Source organism: Parapedobacter defluvii (assembly GCF_014642075.1).
GTDB classification, from domain to species: domain Bacteria; phylum Bacteroidota; class Bacteroidia; order Sphingobacteriales; family Sphingobacteriaceae; genus Parapedobacter; species Parapedobacter defluvii.
Map to the genome: position 1 here is coordinate 79,676 of NZ_BMIK01000004.1, position 19,413 is coordinate 99,088.

Genomic DNA, 19,413 nt, shown 5'->3' on the forward strand with positions numbered 1-19,413 from the left:
CAACATTAGAACGGGATTAGAGCGGGGTTAAAGTTGCCTAAAGATAAACGTAGCCTGGGTGCCCCGCGCATCTGAGGTGAGGGAAAAAGCAACATCATTTTGCTTACAGATAAGCACGGCTAAGGAGAGGCCGATACCGCTTCCCTTGGTATCGCCCACATTGCTGCCCCGGTAAAAGGGCTGGTGCACAAACTGCAATTCCGTCGGGGGTATGCCCGGTCCCTGGTCCTGAACCGTCAATCGAAGCGCCCCGTCCGATTCAGCAAGCGCGATGGTAACCGGCTTGCCGCATGCATATTTCACGGCATTGTCAATCACATTGTAAACAGCCATCTGCAGCTGGTTACGATACCCCTTTACAACGAGGCGATCCGCATCGGCCACGGAAACATCCAGACTCAGCAGCGGCTTAACTTCCGGCCACCGTTCGAAAATCCGGTCCATTACATCCCATAACAGCTCGTCTAAGCGATACATTACACTGCCTTGTGGATTCGTGCGAAGACCCGCCAGTATCATCAGGTTATTGAGCATATGTTCCAACTGTGATACCTCCGCCAGCACCGTTTCACTTACCTTTCTATACTCGGCGGGTGAACGCTCACGCTGCGCAAATACTTCAAGGTTGCCCGTGATGGATGCCAACGGTGTCTTGAACTCGTGCGATACGTAGTTAATGAAGTTTCTTTGGATGACAAAATTCTCCGAAAGCCGCAGCAGCAACCCATTGAAGGTATCAATCAACTCATGCAGCTCATCTTTGGTGCGCGGCAGGGTCAATGCGCGTTCCAGGTTGTGGGCTTGAAGTTGGTTCACCTGATGGATGACGGATGAAATCGGCCGATAGGCGATCCGAGATAATGCATAGCTCAGCAGAAAAATAAGCAGCAGGCCAATGGCGAGTGCAGTGCCCATCGCGAGCAGCAACTGATTGCGTTGTGCCGTAAAAAAGGAATGATCTGCCGCCACCACCACCACAAAGTCACCTTGGTTGTCTGGGTAGTGCAGGCCATAGTAGTAATACCCTTCAGTCTTGAACCGCACCCGCCCTTCTTCCCGGATACGTTGCAGCATCGCGGGCGTGACCGCTTCCCTGAACTGCCCGTTGCCATAGCGCAGCCTGCCGGAATGATCGTATACTTTGACGTCTGTCTGCTGCATCTCCACTTCAAAGTCTGTCCGTATCCGATTGTGTTCGCGGGTAGAAAGCTCATCTTCTTCCAGGTAAAACATAGCGGATAGCAACCCCGTCTTTTGCAGATCACTGAAAATGATCCGTTCGGAAGTGACCACAAACATATAGTAGACCACAAACGCCGCTAAGGCAAATACCACACCGAACGTGAGCGACGAAATCAAGGTAAGCCTGTTGCGGATGGTCATGGCCGGAATTTCATTGGGGTTCTTTCCACAGGTAACCGGTACCTTTCACCGTATGGATGAACTTGACTCCCTGTCTCTCAATTTTATTTCGGAGATAAGAAATGTAAACATCCACCACATTGGTGCTGTTGTCAAAGTTAATGCCCCAAACCGCGTTAAGTAACTGTGTTCTTGGCAGTACGCGACCGCGGTGTTCGACCAAATACAGCAGCAGTTTGTATTCTTTGGGCGACAGCTCGATCTCTTCGCCGTGCAGCGTTACCCGGTGTTCATCCGTATTGACAATCAAAGGGCCGCTGTGATACGATTGCCCGCCGCCTTGGCGGGACAGCTGTGCTCGGCGCACCAGGGCGTTGATGCGCGACAGCAGTTCCTTAAAGTGAAAGGGCTTTACCAGGTAGTCGTCTGCTCCGCTATCCAGCGCCGTAACTTTATCATCGGGACCGTCTAACGCACTGAGTACCAAAATGGGTGTGTGGTTACGCCGGTAGCGGATCAGCTTCGTCAGCTGCACCCCATCGATACCCGGCAACATGATATCCATGAGGATGACGTCCCATTCGTGATCGCCTATCCAGTCCCTTGCCAGCTCGGCGGTACGTGCCAGCGCGACCGTATGCCCGGATTCCTCCAGACCTTTGATGACAAAATCACTGATGCGGCTATCATCTTCAACGAGCAAGATGTTCATGTAGGCCAAAGTTAACGTTAAGGACTGCGAAATCCAATTTTGGAAATGTATATTTGTGTGATGGACCCCTTTTACACCGATAAACAGACCCTTTCCGATCTGCAATTACTGGACGATGGGCCTGACAGTGTATTCGCCTGCTTTAACAAAACCATCACGTACGGAGGGGAGGATGCATTGCGTGAACTGTTCCGTAAGCCGCTTACCGACCTCAACCAGCTCCAACAACGAAGCGCAACAATCCGGTTCCTTATGGATCAGGTGGACGAATTGCGGTTGGACAAAACCACCGTGGATTTTCTGGATTACTACCTGAAAAGCCCCGAGCGGCCGGTGTCGTTTTCCGTTTACCGTGGCATCCGCAATACGGTTAAATTCTTTTTTTCGCCCAACCAGGCTTTTTATGCCAAACGCCGGGGAATTGCGGAGATGGTCGATACCCTGATGTTTATCAAGCAGTTTGGCGAAACCCATCCCGAAGGAAACAACATTCCATTGCTGGCCGATCTGCAGGAATCGTTGCACAAACTGACGCAACACCCGATACTTAAAAAATTGGTAAATGCTCCCCAACGCCGCCTGAAGCGCTATACCCTGGAGCAGATTGACTTCCTTTTGCGCAAGGAATACTACCAGGAAACCCTTACCTTGCTCGATCAGCTGTATTTCCTCGATGCCTACTACGCCGTGGCCAGCACTTCCAGGGCACGGGGGTTTACGTTCCCCACCTTTCAAGAAAAGGAAAACTTGAGCCTGGAAGGCGTCTTCCATCCTTTGGTTAGCAATCCGGTGGCCAATGCTGTCATCCTGGATACCGACAAACGGGTAAATTTCATTACCGGCGCCAACATGTCGGGCAAATCCACCTTGATGAAAGCGACCGGTATTGCGGTATACCTCGCCCACATCGGGTTTCCGGTTCCGGCAAGCCGCATGGAAACGTGTATCCTGGATGGATTGATCACCACCATTAACCTGGCCGATAACATCAACGACGGTTACAGCCATTTTTACAGTGAGGTAAAGCGCGTCAAGCTGGTAGCACAGCAGATCCATCAGTCGGATCGCCTGCTGGTTATTTTTGATGAGCTGTTCCGGGGCACCAACATCAAAGATGCGTACGACGGTTCGCTCCGTATCATACAGGCCTTTTCCGGACTTGGCAAAGGTTTCTTCATGGTCTCAACCCACATTGTAGAGGTTGCACAGGCACTTTCCACCAATGGAAAAATTGCATTTAATTACCTGCCCAGCCGTATGGAAAAAGAAAGACCTGTATTTGACTACCAACTGCGCGGGGGCATAACCGACGACCGAATTGGCCTTTGGATATTACAGAATGAGGGCATATTTGAACTTTTAAAATAGCATCAAAGCCCTCATCACTGGTACTGGATATAAATCGGCTTCGGTATAAAGCTATTCACTTCCTCAACCGTCATCATCCGGTGCGGAGCTGGTATCAGGTCGTTTTTGTAAAAGAACTTAAACCCGGTAAATTGTACTGGTTCCCGGAAAATGTATGACTGATAGGTGTTCTTTTTCAATGCCGGAGCACCCCATCCGTCCATATTGATCACCACCTGCACCTCGGGCCGTAATGCTATCCGGCTGTAATCTTTGACCATTCCTTGTGTGAAACGATGGACGACCAACACCTTTGGTGGGAGATCATGCTCACGAACCAATTCCGCCAGGTGCGATGCCGCAAAATTAATGTCCTCGGCTGTAAAATGACCGACCCGCTTTCCCGGCGGCAGGTCGTCTTTCATCGAAAACTCCGGATCAATACCCAAATGTACGTGGGGCATGCGCAGAAATGTATCCAAGCGGGGCAGTTCATCCGCCAACGTGCTGAAGCCCACCTGTATATCCAAAAACACCAGTGCGTCCCTTTTCTTTGCAATGCGCAGCACCGAATCTACCTGGCTGAACGGCATACGCGATCGGTATTTTCCATCCCTTCCCCCACTGCCTTGTGCCGTTACGGCGATGTAATGCAAGGCAGGAATCGCTTCTGTGGACGTATCCACCGCATTCCATGCGGCGACTTCCCCGTCCAGCTTAGCCAGCATATCGTCCGGTGGTAATTCACCTAGAATACCCATTTTAGCCGAATAGAGGTTTCCGTAGAAGGCAATGATCCGCTTATATGGCAAGATTGCCCCTGTGAGCGGAACAGGCTGTTCCGCTACCGGCCATCGACCGGTGGTGTCGTGTTCAGCCAGATCGCGGACAAGCGCGTGGTATTCCAACGAGTCGACGGTAGTAGATCTTACCTGCTTTGCCACAGTGTCTTCCTTTGTTTCCACGGTATCTTCGTTTATCGCTACGGTATCTTCCGCAGCCGTTGCTCCCGTTGCGAATGAGCGGCCGCTCTCTGTAAACTGACATCCGTGGAGACCCCACAGCAGGCCTATGCTGAAAATAGGCAGTATAACGCGTCGGAATGTTCCCTGCTTCATCGCCGCAAATAAACATAAAAAATAAGAATATCCCATCAATGGCTTGGGTACAAGGTAATCGAATCGATCGTTTTCCCCGATTGATCGACGACGTCAATATGCAGGCGCTGACCGTCGGCTGTCGCTTTCAACATATTGTTATTCGAATTAACCAATATGGGGAATTGATGGTTTCCCGGCTGTGCTTCCCGTTTCATGTGCCTGTGCAGGTGACCGCTCAGCATGACCTGGGCGCCCGCCGCATTCAACAACGGAACAAATTTTCGGGCAATTTCCTCCTCGCCATGCCAACCGCCGAAAGGCGGCATGTGGCAGACAACCACCTTATAAGGGGCCTCCCGGTATTCCGGACGCTGAAGTGCTTCTTTCAGCCACTCGGCCTGCTGGGTGCGGTATTCGTCCATAGTAACTATTCCGCTGTACTCGATATCGCTATCGGGCTTGTCTTCTCCACAGTCGAGCACAACAAAACAGACCGGCCCTCTCCTGAATACGTAATAAAGATGTCCCGAAGTAGTGGGAAAATAATCGGGAAATGCACTTGCGAAATTTCCCCGCGTCTCGTGGTTTCCCCGCGCATAATACATCGGGATTTCCGAAGCAAATAACGCGGTCGCGGTATCCATGTAATGGGCAAACAACTGCTCTTCGCTCCGCAAATCATTGGCCATGTCTCCATTGAAGAAAACCAGGTCCGTCTCTGGCCAGTCCAATTGGCCCAACAGGTTTTTCATCACGTCGTTACGGCCGTGTATATCATTGACAATTGCAAACGAAAGGCTGGATTGATCCGGCCGGCTCGTTGTAAAGCTCAACGGTGCGCGCTGATATACCTGCGTGGCCACGACCTGCCCGTACTGGACATTGGTACCCACGTGGCTGATTACTTCTTGTGCATATACCCGGTAGCGGTATTTTACCCCCGGCTGAAGCCCGCGCAACGTCACCTTGTGCAGCTTGGATACATCCTTGAAACCGTGGCTGGAAGCAAAATGCTTGGGCCGTTCTTCCCGGTAAAAGTGGGTACTGTCATCCGGGGCAAGCTCCACCCAACCCACCGCATCCTTATCGGTTGTCCAGACGATCGTCACACCCGTGTCGTGCAATGCCTGCAGATAAGGCCCATGGGTGATGGAAATCTTGGTTTGTGCAATGCACACCGTAACATTCAGGAAGCAGCATAATAGGAAACAGACCGATTTATTCATGTTCTTTAGTGTTTTACATTCCATAGGCATGCAAGATAGCCAAAGTATTTCTTTTCCCACTTAAACCACAAGCAGGGCTGGATTAAATCCGTAATTTTGTATCGTATGAGCAACATCATCCCACCTCCTTTGGTACGCAGACTAGGCAACCTCGCAGGTTTTGATACAGACGCTTTTGAAGCGGTGCATAAGCAGGAGGGAGGCGTCACCTCCATCCGGGTCAATCCAGACAAGCCGCCTTTTCCCCCGTCCTTGTCTATTGATCGGGATCCCGTGCCCTGGTGCAACACGGGTTATTACCTACCCGAGCGTCCCGTGTTTACCCTCGATCCTTTGTTCCATGCGGGCTGCTATTATGTACAGGAAGCATCGTCTATGTTTATTGCCCACGTCATTAGGGAGTTGGCGTTGGAGAGACAACCACTTGTCGCATTGGACCTCTGCGCGGCCCCGGGGGGAAAGAGTACACTGCTGAACACCTATCTGCATCCCGACAGCCTGCTCATTACCAACGAACTCATCAAGAGCCGGGTTATCGTCCTGGCCGACAACCTTGTCCGCTGGGGACATTCCAATACGGTTGTCACCAACAACGACCCTTCGGCATTCTCACGCCTTCCGGGGTACGTCGATCTCATGCTGGTCGATGCACCCTGTTCCGGATCGGGGATGTTCCGCAAAGATCCGGCGGTCCTCAACGAATGGTCGGAAAGCATGGTGCAGCTATGCAGCGAGCGGCAGCGCCGGATTTTGGCTGACAGTCTCCCCGCACTCAAAGAAGGAGGTATTCTGCTGTATTCCACCTGTTCGTATTCCGTTGAGGAAAACGAAGAAATTGCCGACTGGCTGTGTGAAACACAAGGCATGGAACCCGTGGCTATCCCGGTAAATGACGCATGGGGCATTGAGCAGACACAATCGGAGCGGCATGCATGCCCCTGCTTCCGCTTCTATCCGCATCGGTTGCGGGGGGAGGGCTTTTTCCTGGCTGCATTCCGTAAGGTCGTAGGCCAACCCTCGTTCGACCGCCCCAAACCAAAAACAGAGCGCTCTAACCCATCCATTGCACTGGAAAATTGGGTGATTCATCCTGAAAAATTCTTTTTGTTTCCCGTTGGCGACGATATACACATCCTTCCCAACGGAAGGGAAAGCGATCTGCGCATTCTTCAGCAGATGCTTTATCTACGCAATGCAGGCACACGGGTTGGCCGCATGGCAAAGGGAGCACTTGTACCCGCGCATGACCTGGCCCTGAGTCTAGCCCGCCATCCCGGTATCCCCACTGTACCGCTGGATCGTGCACAGGCGTTGGAATACCTCCGCAAGGGTAACCTTCCGCTCTCGGTCAATCCGGAGGGGCTTACCGGCTGGGTAATCGCTTCGTATGAAGGGGCTTCCTTGGGTTGGATGAAAATGCTTCCAAACCGCATCAACAACTATTACCCGAAAGAATGGCGGATTTTAATGGATAATGGATAGTGGATAATGGATAATGGATAATGGATAATTGTCAACTGTCAACTATCAACTGTCAACTATCAACTGTCAACTATCAACTATCAATTAATTAAAGCAGATCATTTGCCAGGTTGGCCAATTCACTCCGTTCACCCTTTTGTAACGTAACATGGGCATACAGGGGATGATTTTTCACATTCTCGATAAGGTAAGACAGCCCATTGCTTTCGGCATCAAGGTAGGGGGTATCGATTTGGTAGATATCACCTGTAAAGACGATTTTGGTGTGTTCACCCGCACGCGAAATGATGGTCTTGATTTCATGCGGTGTCAGGTTCTGTGCCTCATCCACAATAAAGAAAATCTTGGTCAGCGTACGGCCCCGGATGAAAGCAAGCGGGGCGATGGCAATCTTTTCTGTTGCGATCAGCTCATCGATCTTTTCGAGCATCTTTTCATCGTCCGCATATTGTTCCTTGATAAAGCGGATGTTGTCCCATATAGGAGCCAAAAAAGGATCGGTTTTGGATTTTGCATCTCCCGGCAGGAAACCGATTTCACGGTTGCTCAGCGGGATGACCGGCCGGGTGATGTAGATCTGTCGGTAGTTTTTGCGCTGCTCCAATGCACTTGCCAGCGCCAGCAAGGTCTTTCCCGTGCCGGCATTGCCCTGGATACTTACCAAGCGGATTGCCGGATCAAGCAACGCATGAAGTGCAAACGCCTGCTCGGGATTTCGCGGCTTGATCCGGAAAACAGGAGCCGTCGATACGGGCGTCAGGGTTTGCGAGCTTCTATGATAAAACGCATATAACGTCTTCCGGTTATGTCGGATGGCATAGAAATGGTTTGCTCCGATATGGTCCAGCGGTATATTCCCCACAGGTACGCTGGTTTTGTTCTTCAGCGTTTCAACGAGTTCATCGGGGAAATCGTTCCGTACCGTCTTACCGGTATAAAGCGCTTCCACGTTCTTGATCTTTCCGGTTTCATAATCCTCCGCAGGCAGGTTGAGTGCTTTAGCCTTCAAACGGAGGCAGATATCTTTGGATACCAGAACGACTTTCCGGTCCGGATTTTCTTCCATCAGAATGAGGGCCGCATTGATGATCTGGTGATCGTACTTATCGTTGCCGAAAATCTTTTCCGCATCCATGCGCTGCGGTTTTCCCGAAAGGATCACCCGGAATTTACCCTTAGTCTGCCCATTGAGGTGTACCCATTGGTTAATCAGCTTTTTGCGCGAAAGTTCGTCAATCAACCGGATAAAACCGCGTGCCTCAAAATTTCGGGTTTCATTGCCCCCCTTCATGTTGTCGAGCTCCTCCAACACCTGCACAGGAATCGCCACATCGTGCTCCTGAAAGTTGTTCAGCGCGTTGTGGTCATACAAAATGACAGATGTATCCAGAACAAAAATTTTACGGGATGCCGCCATAGGTACCTGCTTGCTCCAATTGAAGACATAAAATTACTGTTTTTTCATTATTTCTAGGAGCGTAAACTAGAATTTAAGAAGAAAAGTGCAATACAGATCATCCGCATTTTGCGGTGCAGTGTGGATAATTATATCCACGTAAAATGTGTAAAACCTTATGCTTATGTTACGTAAAGATTACTTAACCCAATGTTTCGGGACAAACAAAATGTGGATAACCCAAGCATTCTAGGTGGAAAACATGTTAATAAAATAACTCATTTTTTTCTTGGCACATAAGTATTTTGTTACTACCTTAGACAATATCAAGTACGAAGTTCTTTGAATCGCCCAAATGAGTATCCACAAACGAAGCAGTGCCAACAGGTAACTATTTCAGGATTACTTTAGCGATGGATTGGTTCCAAAGGTGTCATGCCGATGGAAGTTGCCAAATGCCCTGTAAAAGGGGTAGGCTCAATCAAAAACATACGCAGTGGGGTTGTTACTTTTCACTGTTCTCTACGGAGAAGGTATAAGGTAGCAAATGCATGATGGAATTGCGATGCCTTCCGTGCATACGCAAGGAACAAATGCCGACAAAGATACTTGACTTGATACCTGAATTTTCAGCTACGGCTGTAATTAAGGTTAAAAACGGAAGGTTCAAATCGAAAGAAGAGGCCTTCCGTTTTTTTTATAGCTTCAGATCCGCCCATACGGGATAGTGATCCGATAGCTTAGCCTTGATGATCTGATACCGGGCTACCTTAAAATCTTTGCTGGCCAAAATGTAATCGATCTGAAAATTGGGAAAATCCCCATTGTAGGTTACCCCCCAGCCCCGGCCTTTTTCGCGAAACGCATTTTGCAGACCAGACGATACGTTGCTCACCGCGTATGACAAAGGGGTATCGTTGAAATCTCCCGCAATGAGATAGGGAATTTCACACTCCTGACTATGTTTCCGGAGCGCATCGGCTTGGTCACTACGGGCACTAAAGGCCCATTTCAGCCGTGCCCCGATACGCTTGGTGGATGCCGCGTCTTTCTCTAGGGTCTTCGCCGGGCTCTTGATGAATTCGTAATCTTCCTTTTGGAAACCGATGGAACGCAGGTGGACATTGTATACCCTGAAAATACGCCCTCCTTTATCAATATCTGCGTAAATCACCCGGTTCACACCGTGCTCATGGTTCGGGAGATAGCCCGATGCAACAATCGGATACCGGGAAAAGATCGCCAGGCCATACGCTTCGTAATCATTCTCTGCCGTGGGCAGAAAATAGTAATACGGCATTCCCATCTCCCGTTCAAATGCCTTGGCCATCCGGTTCCTCCCCTTTTGCCGCGTATAGTATTCCTGGATACAGATGACATCGGGAGAGATGCTGTCCATCAACTGCATCGTTTCTTTCCGAATGGTCAGCTCGGTGTCCTCCTGCTCAAAGGTCCTGAAAAAATGAACGTTATAGGTAAGCAGCCGGATGTCGCTACTGTCACGTAAAACGATTTCCGACGCAGAAACCTTTGCATGGAATCCGAAATGCTTAGCCAGCGTACCCCATCCAATAAGGATTGCAAAAGCAGAAATTACGGCAAACTTTACCCGGCGAACCAGCCAGTAAATAATAAACAGTACGTTGATAAGCAGCAGGGGTAGGTAAGCGATGCCAAAAAAAGCAATCGGCCAGAACGCCTGAGGGTTAATGACAGGGGCTAGGTAACTTAACAGCAATCCCCCAACTGCAAAAAAATTAGTCCATAAAACAGATCTGCTGAAGAAGTTCAGTCGTTTTAACCGGCGTGATTTCGCTGCCATCAGTATTCATTTTGTCCTTGCTTGCTGGCTTTGAACAAGGCTTCTTTTTCGGCTTTTGTCAGGCTGTCATAACCCGACTGAGAAATTTTATCTAAAATGCGATCGATTACTTCCTGGTTTGGGACCAGCGGTTCTTCATGGGGTGGTGGTACATCGTTGCGTACTACGCGGAGTTTACGCTTCCTACGCTCCCTTCCTCCTAATATACGGCTCCAATCCCGTCCGTTCTGCAGCCGTTTGATGTAAACGAAGCCGAATAGTGCTCCGCCGATATGGGCGATATTTCCGCCGGCGTTTAGCCCCCCCACGGCTAAAATAGCCAACGCTATAAACGCCAGTGCCAGGTATTTCAACTTGACATTGCCGAATAACAGCAGCCGGATGGTATAGTCCGGCAACAACGTTGCCGTGGCAAATACCACTGCACTCACGCTGGCCGAAGAACCGATCATAACCGTACGGTAAGCATCTGCGCGGAAGATAGGAATCAGGTTATACGCAAGCAGGTACAACGCACCACCTGCTAGACCGCCTGCAAGATAAACGAATGTGAGCTGCCTCTTTTTTAGGAAATCAAGAAAAATAATGCCCAGCCAAAATAGCCAGAGCATGTTAAAAAGGATATGGAACAGCCCCTGCTGCGTAAACATATACGTGCCGATTGTCCAGGGCCGGTATAACCAATCCGACGCGGATGCCGGAAGTTGCAACCAGGAAATCACATAATCCGACAAGGGTATGCGCGTGATACCCAAAGCCGTAACCAGCGACAAAATGCCGAGCCCTAAAAATACCACGATGTTGATGGCAATCAATACGTACAACGGATTCCCGGAACGGAAAGCCTTGTGCCATAAATCGCCAATCCATGACCTCTTCATCGCCATACTTCCTGATAAGAGTCGCTAATATATGAATTTTTTTTCTGAATCATTTTCCCCATCGAATCCTTACCAATAATTCGGCCGGCGGATTTTCCAGAACTTGATCAGCAGAAAACCTACCAGGGCTCCACCGATGTGCGCAAAATGCGCAATCGAACTACCGGTTCGGGAAATGCCCAAAAACAGCTCAATCAAAATCATCACCGGAATAAAATACTTCGCTTTGATGGGTACCGGCAGGAAAATCAGCATCAGGGGCGTATTCGGGAAAAGGTAGCCAAAAGCGATCAGCAAGCCGTAAATGGCTCCCGAAGCACCCACCATCGGCGTCGTGTATATCGAGCGGAGCGTCTGCCCTTCCGCTTCCGTCAGGCTTGAATTCACGCTTATGCTCTGCTGAATGACATCGACGTCCGCAATCAGCTGCCTGGCCGAAACGGAGTCGGCAATGCTATATACCTCCAGCGCCTGTACGCCGAACTGCAGTAACAGTGCCCCCAGCCCCGTAATCAAGTAATAGTTCAGGAAGCGTTTCGACCCCAGCACCTGCTCCAAAACCGGGCCGAACATGAACAACGCAAACATGTTGAAAAAGATATGCGTGAACCCTCCATGCATAAACATGTACGTGATAACCTGCCAGATGTGGAAGCCGGGAGAGTCCGGATAGTATACGCCAAACAATCGGTTTGCTCCCGGAAAAATAAGCGCACTGCCGACAAAACAGATGATATTAACAATCAATAGATTCTTGACAACGGGTGGTATTCCTGAAAACGGTGATGCGGTGTTGTTAAACATAATATTCTTTCAAAATTAGCGCTCAAACCGTTCAGACAGTTCTTGCAGTGTAAACGTAAGGATCACGGGTTTGCCACTCAATGACACGTTAGGCATCTCGCAGGCAAACAGCCGGTCAATCAATTCAGCCATATCATCTGTGGACAGTGCGGTGCCGGATTTAATAGCTGCGTGCCGCGCGAGGCTTCTGGCCAGTTTCTCCCGCTTTGGCAATTTTAAGGCGGCCTGGTTATTTTTGTAATCTTCCAGCAGCTGCTCCAACACCTGCCGCTCGCTCATGCCCGAGGTCAGGTCGGCCGGAATGCCCTCGACGACAAACGTATGTTTGCCGAACTCCCGGATCTGGAAACCCAGTGCCTGGATATCGGGCAATAAATCACTGATCAGTTGGAAGTCAGCCGCATTCAGTGTAACCGTCTGTGGGAACAGGCTCTGCTGGCTGGCACCCTTCCGGTTTTCCAGCTGCTGGCAAAACTGTTCAAACAGGATACGTTCGTGCGCAGCCTGCTGGTCAATCAAAATAAATCCCGAATGGATCTGCGACACGATGTACCGGTTGTGCAGCTGAAAAGGCTGCTTTTTTCCCGGTTGCGGCTGTTCTGCCGACAACTCTTCTTCATCCCTGTGGAGTCCAAGCTGGGTCGGCGCTTCTTTCTGTGAAATCTGGTACAACGTATCCCAGTTTTGCGGGATCGGCGATGACTGTCTGCCGCCACCGGATTTCCCATTCTCAAATGGGTTGAAATCCGGATTAAACGTAATCGAGGGTGGCGTGATCTCCTCCAGCGGTTTCGGACGGATCATTTGGCTGAATCCGGTCTCCTGGTTAAAATCCAGGGTGGGTGTGATGTTATAACGCCCCAACGATCGTTTTACGGCCGATTGGATAATGGCATAGATCGCCCGTTCATCGGCGTATTTAATCTCCGTTTTCGTGGGATGGACGTTGATGTCGATCTTCGCCGGATCAATCTCGATAAACAGTACGTAGAGCGGATAGCTCTCGGGGGGCAGAATTTCTTCATACGCCTTCACCACCGCATGGTTAAGGTATGGGTCTTTCACAAAGCGGTTATTCACAAAAAAGAACTGCTCCCCCCGTGTTTTCTTCGCATATTCAGGCTTGCCGATAAACCCCCTGAGGTTGATGATGGTGGTTTCTTCTTCCACCGGTACAAGCCGCTGGTTATAACTGTTACCAAAAATATGGACAATCCGTTGTTTGAGACTTTCGCCCGGCAGGTGAAACAGTTCGTTATCGTCGCTATGGAACGTAAAGAAAATGCGCGGATGTGCCAACGCCAGCCGTTGGAACTCATCCACGATGTGACGCATTTCCACGGGATTGCTTTTCAGAAAATTGCGCCTTGCCGGTATGTTGTAAAACAGGTTCTTGACGGCAATGCTGGTTCCTGCGGGAAGGGCTTCCGGCTCCTGCCGCACCACGTTCGAGCCTTCGATCTCTATAAGCGTACCCAATTCATCTTCCACGCGCCGCGTCTTCAGTTCTACATGCGCGATGGCCGCGATGGAGGCCAGGGCTTCTCCCCGGAATCCCATCGAACGGATGGCAAACAGGTCTTCCGCTTTCCGTATTTTTGAGGTAGCATGGCGCTCGAAACAGCGCCTTGCGTCAGTCACACTCATGCCGCAGCCGTTGTCGATCACCTGTATGAGCGATTTGCCCCCATCTCTCACGATGAGCCGGATTTTGTCGGCTCCCGCATCAATTGCATTCTCGATCAATTCCTTCACCGCCGATGCCGGGCGTTGCACCACTTCTCCCGCGGCAATCTGGTTGGCCACGGCATCCGGCAAGAGTTGGATAACGTCTGACATACGCTGCGAAGTTACGAAAACGTCCCTACTCCGCGCATCTCCAGGGCAAGAAAACGCGCGGTTTCGCTCCGCTCGCAGGCAACGAGGTCTTCCGGCGTACCGCTGAACAGGATTTCTCCGCCGCCGGCGCCGCCCTCCGGACCGAGATCGATCACCCAGTCCGCCACCTTGATGACGTCCAGGTTATGCTCAATCACCAATACCGTGTTTCCACGGTCCACCAAACGGTTAAGCACGCCCAGCAGCACATTAACGTCTTCAAAGTGAAGTCCCGTGGTCGGTTCATCCAGGATGTAAAAAGTTTGGCCCGTATCCTTTTTGGAAAGCTCCGTAGCCAGCTTTACCCGCTGCGCCTCGCCCCCCGAGAGGGTTACCGACGATTGCCCGAGCGTAAGATAACCCAGCCCGACATCCTGCAAGGTTTTTATTTTACGGTAAATCGAAGGAATTTTTTCGAAAAAGCTGACCGCCTCGTCAATGCGCATATCCAGCACGTCGGCGATGGATTTCCCCCGATAACGTACTTCCAGCGTCTCACGGTTGTAGCGTTTGCCATTGCAGGTTTCGCAAGGTACCTGCACATCGGGCAGGAAATTCATTTCGATGACCTTCATCCCCGCTCCCTGGCAGGTCTCGCAGCGCCCACCCTTCACATTGAAGGAAAAACGCCCCGGCTTATACCCCCGGATCTTGGATTCGGGCAGCTGCACAAACAACGCACGGATATCCGAAAAGACACCCGTATAGGTGGAGGGATTGGACCGCGGTGTACGCCCAATGGGGCTTTGGTCGATTTCGATCACCTTGTCGATGTGTTCCAGGCCTTCTATTTTTTTATAGGGCAGGGGCGCTTTCTTCGCCCGGAAGAAATGTCGGTTCAGAATGGGATACAACGTTTCCGTAATCAGACTGGATTTGCCGCTTCCGGAAACCCCCGTTACGAGCACGAGCTTCCCCAAGGGAAACTCCACGCTCACATTCCGCAGGTTGTTGCCTTTGGCTCCCGATAGCCGCAGGACGTGGCCGTTTCCTTCCCTGCGTTTTTCCGGCACGCGGATTTCCTTCCGGCCGTTTAGGTAGGCCGCGGTAAGCGTGTCGGCTTGTTTGATGTCATCCGGCTTGCCCTGCGCCACCACCAGCCCCCCATGCGCTCCCGCCGCGGGTCCCATGTCAATCACGTAATCGGCGTGAAGGATCATGTCTTTGTCGTGTTCCACCACGAGGACTGAGTTGCCGATATCCCGGAGGTTTTTGAGGGCCTTGATAAGCCGCTCATTGTCGCGCTGGTGCAGGCCAATGCTGGGTTCATCCAGGATGTACAGCACGTTGACCAACTGCGACCCGATTTGCGTAGCCAGCCGTATGCGTTGTGCCTCCCCGCCCGAAAGTGTCTTGGCCGTACGGTCCAGCGTCAGGTACGTAAGGCCTACATCCAGCAGGAATCCCAGCCTGGCGCGTATCTCTTTCAGGATTTCCGTGGCAATGATGGTTTGCCGTTCGTCCAGCCGTTGCTCCACATCCCGGAACCATCCGGCCAGCGCGGTGATGTCCATCACCGCCAGTTCATGGATGTTCTGGCCGGCGATCTTGAAATGCAGCGATTCCTTTTTGAGCCGGGCACCGTGGCAGGCCGGACAGACTTTCTGCGCACGGTATTCATCCAGGCTCTGCCCGTTTGATCCCAGGCGCTCGTTCTGGTCTTCCAGCATTTTGAAAAGTCCGTCAAAGGAAATCTTATAGTCCTTGGTGTTCCAGCTGCTGTAGGTTACCGGCACAACGACCTCTTCTTCCGCACCGTTGAGGAGAATATTCAACTGTTCATCCGTAAGCTTTTCGATGGGGGTGGTCAGTGAAAAGTCGTATTTTTTGGCTATCGCTTTGAGCACCTGGAAGTTCCACGTATCCCGGTATTCCCCCAGGGGAGCAAGACCCCCCTTCTGAATGCTGAGCTTCGGGTCGGGGATGACGGCATCGCGGTCTATTTCATACACATAACCCAGGCCGTCGCATTGTTCGCAGGCCCCGTAAGGCGAATTGAACGAGAAGGTGTTCGGTTGCGGTTCGTCGTAGGAAATGCCGGATTCCGCATCCATCAGGTAGCGGCTGTAAAAATATTCGTTATTGGCCTTGTCGCTGATTTTGATGATTCCTTTAGCAGCTTTCATCGCCTGCATCACCGAGGCATACAGGCGTTTCCGGTCTTTTTCCGAAACCTGTAGCCGGTCGATGACCATTTCAATATCATGGATCTTATAGCGGTCCACCTGCATTTTGGGTACCAGATCCAACAACTCCCCATCTACCCGCACTTTCACATAGCCCTGTTTACGGATCTGTTCAAACAGTTCCCGGTAATGGCCTTTGCGCCCTTTTACCACTGGCGCCAGCACGTTAATCGCCTGCCCGTCAAACTGCTGGATAATGCGGTCAACCACCTGGTCTTCCGACATCCGTTCCATTTTTTTTCCCGTCACGTAGGAATACGCTTCCCCCGCCCGGGCAAAAAGCAAGCGCATGAAATCGTATACTTCCGTAATCGTACCCACCGTCGAGCGCGGATTCTTGCTGGTGGTCTTCTGCTCAATGGAAATCACGGGACTGAGTCCCGATATCTTGTCAACATCCGGACGCTCCATGCCCCCGAGAAACTGCCGGCTGTACGCGCTGAATGTTTCCATGTACCGGCGCTGTCCTTCGGCGTAGATTGTATCGAACGCCAGGGAAGACTTTCCGCTGCCGCTCAATCCCGTAACGACAACCAGTTCATTCCGGGGAAAACTTACATCAATGTCTCTGAGGTTATGTACGCGTGCGCCGAATACCTGTATTTCGCCACCTTCGTGGGATTCACCCGGATTGGGCGTCATTTGTTTCGTCATGTACCCTTACTAAAAATAATCACGTGGTACGCAAAATTAGATAAATTTGCCCTGATATGCAAGTTCATCGGCCTTTCGCCCGCCGCTAAAGATAATGGTTTATCGGTGAAAACCGCCAAAAAAATACTAAAAATATTCGACAAAAAAGCCCGGTAAGAGTTTACCGGGCCGACTGATTTTTTTGTTAGGAGTGTCCTAATTATCACCCCACTGTCGTGTCGTCTGTCTCGTGTACCAACGCCTCGTCAACGAGTATACGGCCGCAATGTTCGCAGACAATGATTTTCTTGCGTTGGCGGATTTCCAGTTGCATCTGAGGTGGTATCTTATTGTGGCAGCCGGAGCAGCTATCGCGGTCAATTGAAACCACGGCCAGTCCATTTTTATAGGAAGTACGTAAGCGGCGGTATACCCGCAGCAACCGGTCTTCAATCTCCTTTTCGGCCCCTTCTGCCCGACTTAACAACTCGTCCTCATCTTTTTGGGTCTCGGCAGTGATCGTATCCAGTTCCCCTTTTTTTACTTCCAGGTCCTTCTTTGCCGTTTCAAGCGTAGCCTGCGTATTTTCGTAAATTTCCGTTTTGTTCTTGATTTCAAACTCAAACTCCCGGATTTTCTTCTCGCTCACCTGGATGTCCAGTCCCTGGATTTCGATTTCCTTCGTGATTGCATCGTACTCCCGGTTGTTCTTTACCTCATTGAGCTGGCTCTCATACTTCTTGATGGCAGCCTGTGCATCTTTGATCATGTTGCGGCGGTTGACGATGGAATCCTCCAATTCATCCAACTCACCCCGGATTTTCTCAATACGGGTTTCCAATCCCGCAATTTCATCCTCCAAATCACCCACTTCCATCGGCAACTCACCTCTTACCTGACGAATTTTATCTATCTGGGTGTGTATGGTTTGCAGTTGCCAGAGTGCTCTCAGTTTTTGTTCTATGGTCTGTTCCATTTAACTGTAGTATTTTATCGGGTTTGTGTCTATTCCCGTCAAACGGACTGCAAAGGTAGGAAATTTTTTTCGAATAATTTCCAACAATAATTGCTGCGTAAATTGTTCGCTTTCAAAATGTCCCACATCCGCAATGACGATTTTTCCCTCGGCGTCAAAAAACTCGTGGTATTTGTAATCTGCCGTTACAAACACGTCGGCACCCGAGCGGATGGCCTGGTCCAGCAGAAAGCCCCCGGCACCTCCACAAACCGCAACCCGTGCTACCGGCTTACTCCGCAGTTCGGTATGCCGGATAACCTGGGCATTCAACCGTTCTTTCAGCAAACCGAGAAATCCTTCCTCGGAAAGGGGCTGCTCCAATTGACCGATCAGGCCACTGCCGACCTGCTGATGGGTGTTTTGTAACGGGTATATGTCATACGCCACTTCTTCATAGGGGTGCGTTTCAAAAAGTGCCAGTAATATAGCGCGTTCCCGGTTGACCGGAAAAATCACTTCCACACGTACTTCTTCCTCCCGGTGCTGCTCCCCGGGATTACCGACATAGGGGTCGGTACCTTCCCCGCCGCGGAATGTGCCATACCCCACGACGTTAAAACTGCATTCATCGTAATTGCCCACATGCCCCGCACCGGCGGTAAATAGGGCTGTCCGCACGGCTTCTACATGGCTCAGCGGCACAAAAACAGCGAGTTTACGCAGCAAATCGCTCTTTGGACTGAGGATTGCCGTCTGGCGGAGGCCCAACCGTTCGGCCAGTTTGCCGTTAACGCCCCCCGTTACATTGTCCAGGTTGGTATGGATGGCATAGAGGGCAATGTCGTGTTTGATTGCCTTCATTACCACACGTTCCACATACGAGTTTCCATTAAACCGCTTAAGCCCCTTGAACACGATGGGATGATGGGAGATAATGACGTTGCATCCCGAATCAATCGCTTCATCCACCACGGCTTCCGTGCAGTCCAGCGAGATCAACGCTTGATTGATTTCCTGATCGGGCCGGCCCACCAACAACCCGGCATTGTCATACGATTCCTGGTAGGCTAAGGGAGCCAGCGACTCAAGGTGATCGGTCAATTCACGTACTAACATAAGCCATCAATCTTTAGGGGTATTTCTGAATTTTTCATGCTCAACCAGTAAATTCCGGAAGTTGCTGACTTTTACCCAATAAACGATAAAGTAGGTGATGCTCAGCAAAAAGAAGGTGATGAGGATAAAAGGGGGAAGCGGGATATTTGTGAGCAAAAACAGCCAGGCATACCAATTACCCGCCGCCCGTCCGGGATTCTCTTCCTCCGCGATTTTACGGTCATAGAACTCATTGGTCAGCGAGTCGGCCAACCGGGAAGCTATGACAAAGTTCCAGTAAATATTAAACAGGGGGACAGCTAGCAACCAGGCTTGGTTTGGTGTTATCAACCGGTTTTCAGGAGCAACCAATAGAAGCGTCTTCCGGACCGTATTGGCATAAAACAGCCAAATGAGCAACCGGATCAGAAACACGGCTACGGCCACCTGAATCATCTCGGGCGACAGATGTTCTAAATCAATATTCATTCGCAATTGTTTGCTTTAAAAGCCTCATGGAACCGGCATTTA

General features: G+C 50.7%; 15 protein-coding genes. 2 read left to right on the plus strand and 13 right to left on the minus strand.

What is annotated here, in order from left to right:
* Positions 1–27 precede the first annotated feature (27 nt).
* A complete protein-coding gene (locus tag IEX60_RS08540) occupies positions 28–1,383 on the minus strand; it encodes a sensor histidine kinase (RefSeq protein ID WP_188749536.1) in 1,356 nt (451 codons plus the stop codon).
* A 10-nt stretch (positions 1,384–1,393) separates the two neighbouring features.
* Positions 1,394–2,074, minus strand: a complete 681-nt coding sequence (locus IEX60_RS08545; RefSeq protein ID WP_188749538.1) for a response regulator transcription factor — start codon at positions 2,072–2,074, stop codon at positions 1,394–1,396.
* A gap of 60 nt (positions 2,075–2,134) precedes the next feature.
* Here IEX60_RS08545 and IEX60_RS08550 point away from each other — a divergent pair, with 60 nt between their 5' ends.
* Positions 2,135–3,442, plus strand: coding sequence for a MutS-related protein (locus tag IEX60_RS08550; protein WP_229717491.1), 1,308 nt, complete (start codon positions 2,135–2,137; stop codon positions 3,440–3,442).
* A gap of 14 nt (positions 3,443–3,456) precedes the next feature.
* Here the strand turns inward: IEX60_RS08550 and IEX60_RS08555 are convergent, their stop codons facing one another.
* The gene (locus IEX60_RS08555) at positions 3,457–4,539 is read right to left on the minus strand and encodes a hypothetical protein (protein ID WP_188749542.1); all 1,083 of its coding nucleotides are present in this window, start codon (positions 4,537–4,539) and stop codon (positions 3,457–3,459) included.
* Positions 4,540–4,574: 35 nt separating this feature from the next.
* The gene (locus tag IEX60_RS08560; RefSeq protein ID WP_188749544.1) at positions 4,575–5,747 is read right to left on the minus strand and encodes a purple acid phosphatase family protein; all 1,173 of its coding nucleotides are present in this window, start codon (positions 5,745–5,747) and stop codon (positions 4,575–4,577) included.
* Between the two features lie 105 nt (positions 5,748–5,852).
* On the opposite strand from IEX60_RS08560, the gene IEX60_RS08565 reads away from it, so the two are divergent.
* The gene (locus IEX60_RS08565) at positions 5,853–7,229 is read left to right on the plus strand and encodes a methyltransferase RsmF C-terminal domain-like protein (protein WP_188749545.1); all 1,377 of its coding nucleotides are present in this window, start codon (positions 5,853–5,855) and stop codon (positions 7,227–7,229) included.
* An 88-nt stretch (positions 7,230–7,317) separates the two neighbouring features.
* Here the strand turns inward: IEX60_RS08565 and IEX60_RS08570 are convergent, their stop codons facing one another.
* The 9 genes from IEX60_RS08570 to IEX60_RS08610 all read right to left on the minus strand — a co-directional run bounded on the left by IEX60_RS08570 (position 7,318) and on the right by IEX60_RS08610 (position 19,371).
* The gene (locus IEX60_RS08570; RefSeq protein WP_188749547.1) at positions 7,318–8,646 is read right to left on the minus strand and encodes a PhoH family protein; all 1,329 of its coding nucleotides are present in this window, start codon (positions 8,644–8,646) and stop codon (positions 7,318–7,320) included.
* A 676-nt stretch (positions 8,647–9,322) separates the two neighbouring features.
* On the minus strand, positions 9,323–10,447 hold the full coding sequence (locus IEX60_RS08575; protein WP_188749549.1) for an endonuclease/exonuclease/phosphatase family protein: 1,125 nt from the start codon (positions 10,445–10,447) through the stop codon (positions 9,323–9,325).
* A complete protein-coding gene (locus tag IEX60_RS08580; protein ID WP_188749551.1) occupies positions 10,447–11,328 on the minus strand; it encodes a rhomboid family intramembrane serine protease in 882 nt (293 codons plus the stop codon). The genes IEX60_RS08575 and IEX60_RS08580 overlap by 1 nt, the downstream gene beginning before the upstream one ends.
* Before the next feature lie 69 nt (positions 11,329–11,397).
* Positions 11,398–12,132, minus strand: a complete 735-nt coding sequence (locus IEX60_RS08585) for a rhomboid family intramembrane serine protease (protein ID WP_188749553.1) — start codon at positions 12,130–12,132, stop codon at positions 11,398–11,400.
* A gap of 15 nt (positions 12,133–12,147) precedes the next feature.
* The gene (mutL, locus tag IEX60_RS08590) at positions 12,148–13,971 is read right to left on the minus strand and encodes a DNA mismatch repair endonuclease MutL (protein ID WP_188749555.1); all 1,824 of its coding nucleotides are present in this window, start codon (positions 13,969–13,971) and stop codon (positions 12,148–12,150) included.
* 11 nt (positions 13,972–13,982) lie between these two features.
* The gene (gene uvrA, locus IEX60_RS08595; protein ID WP_188749557.1) at positions 13,983–16,850 is read right to left on the minus strand and encodes an excinuclease ABC subunit UvrA; all 2,868 of its coding nucleotides are present in this window, start codon (positions 16,848–16,850) and stop codon (positions 13,983–13,985) included.
* A 202-nt stretch (positions 16,851–17,052) separates the two neighbouring features.
* A complete protein-coding gene (locus IEX60_RS08600) occupies positions 17,053–17,805 on the minus strand; it encodes a zinc ribbon domain-containing protein (RefSeq protein WP_188749558.1) in 753 nt (250 codons plus the stop codon).
* Complete coding sequence (locus IEX60_RS08605) at positions 17,806–18,903, minus strand: Nif3-like dinuclear metal center hexameric protein (RefSeq protein WP_188749567.1); 1,098 nt, start codon at positions 18,901–18,903, stop codon at positions 17,806–17,808.
* Positions 18,904–18,909: 6 nt separating this feature from the next.
* Complete coding sequence (locus tag IEX60_RS08610) at positions 18,910–19,371, minus strand: hypothetical protein (RefSeq protein WP_188749569.1); 462 nt, start codon at positions 19,369–19,371, stop codon at positions 18,910–18,912.
* Positions 19,372–19,413: the final 42 nt, after the last annotated feature.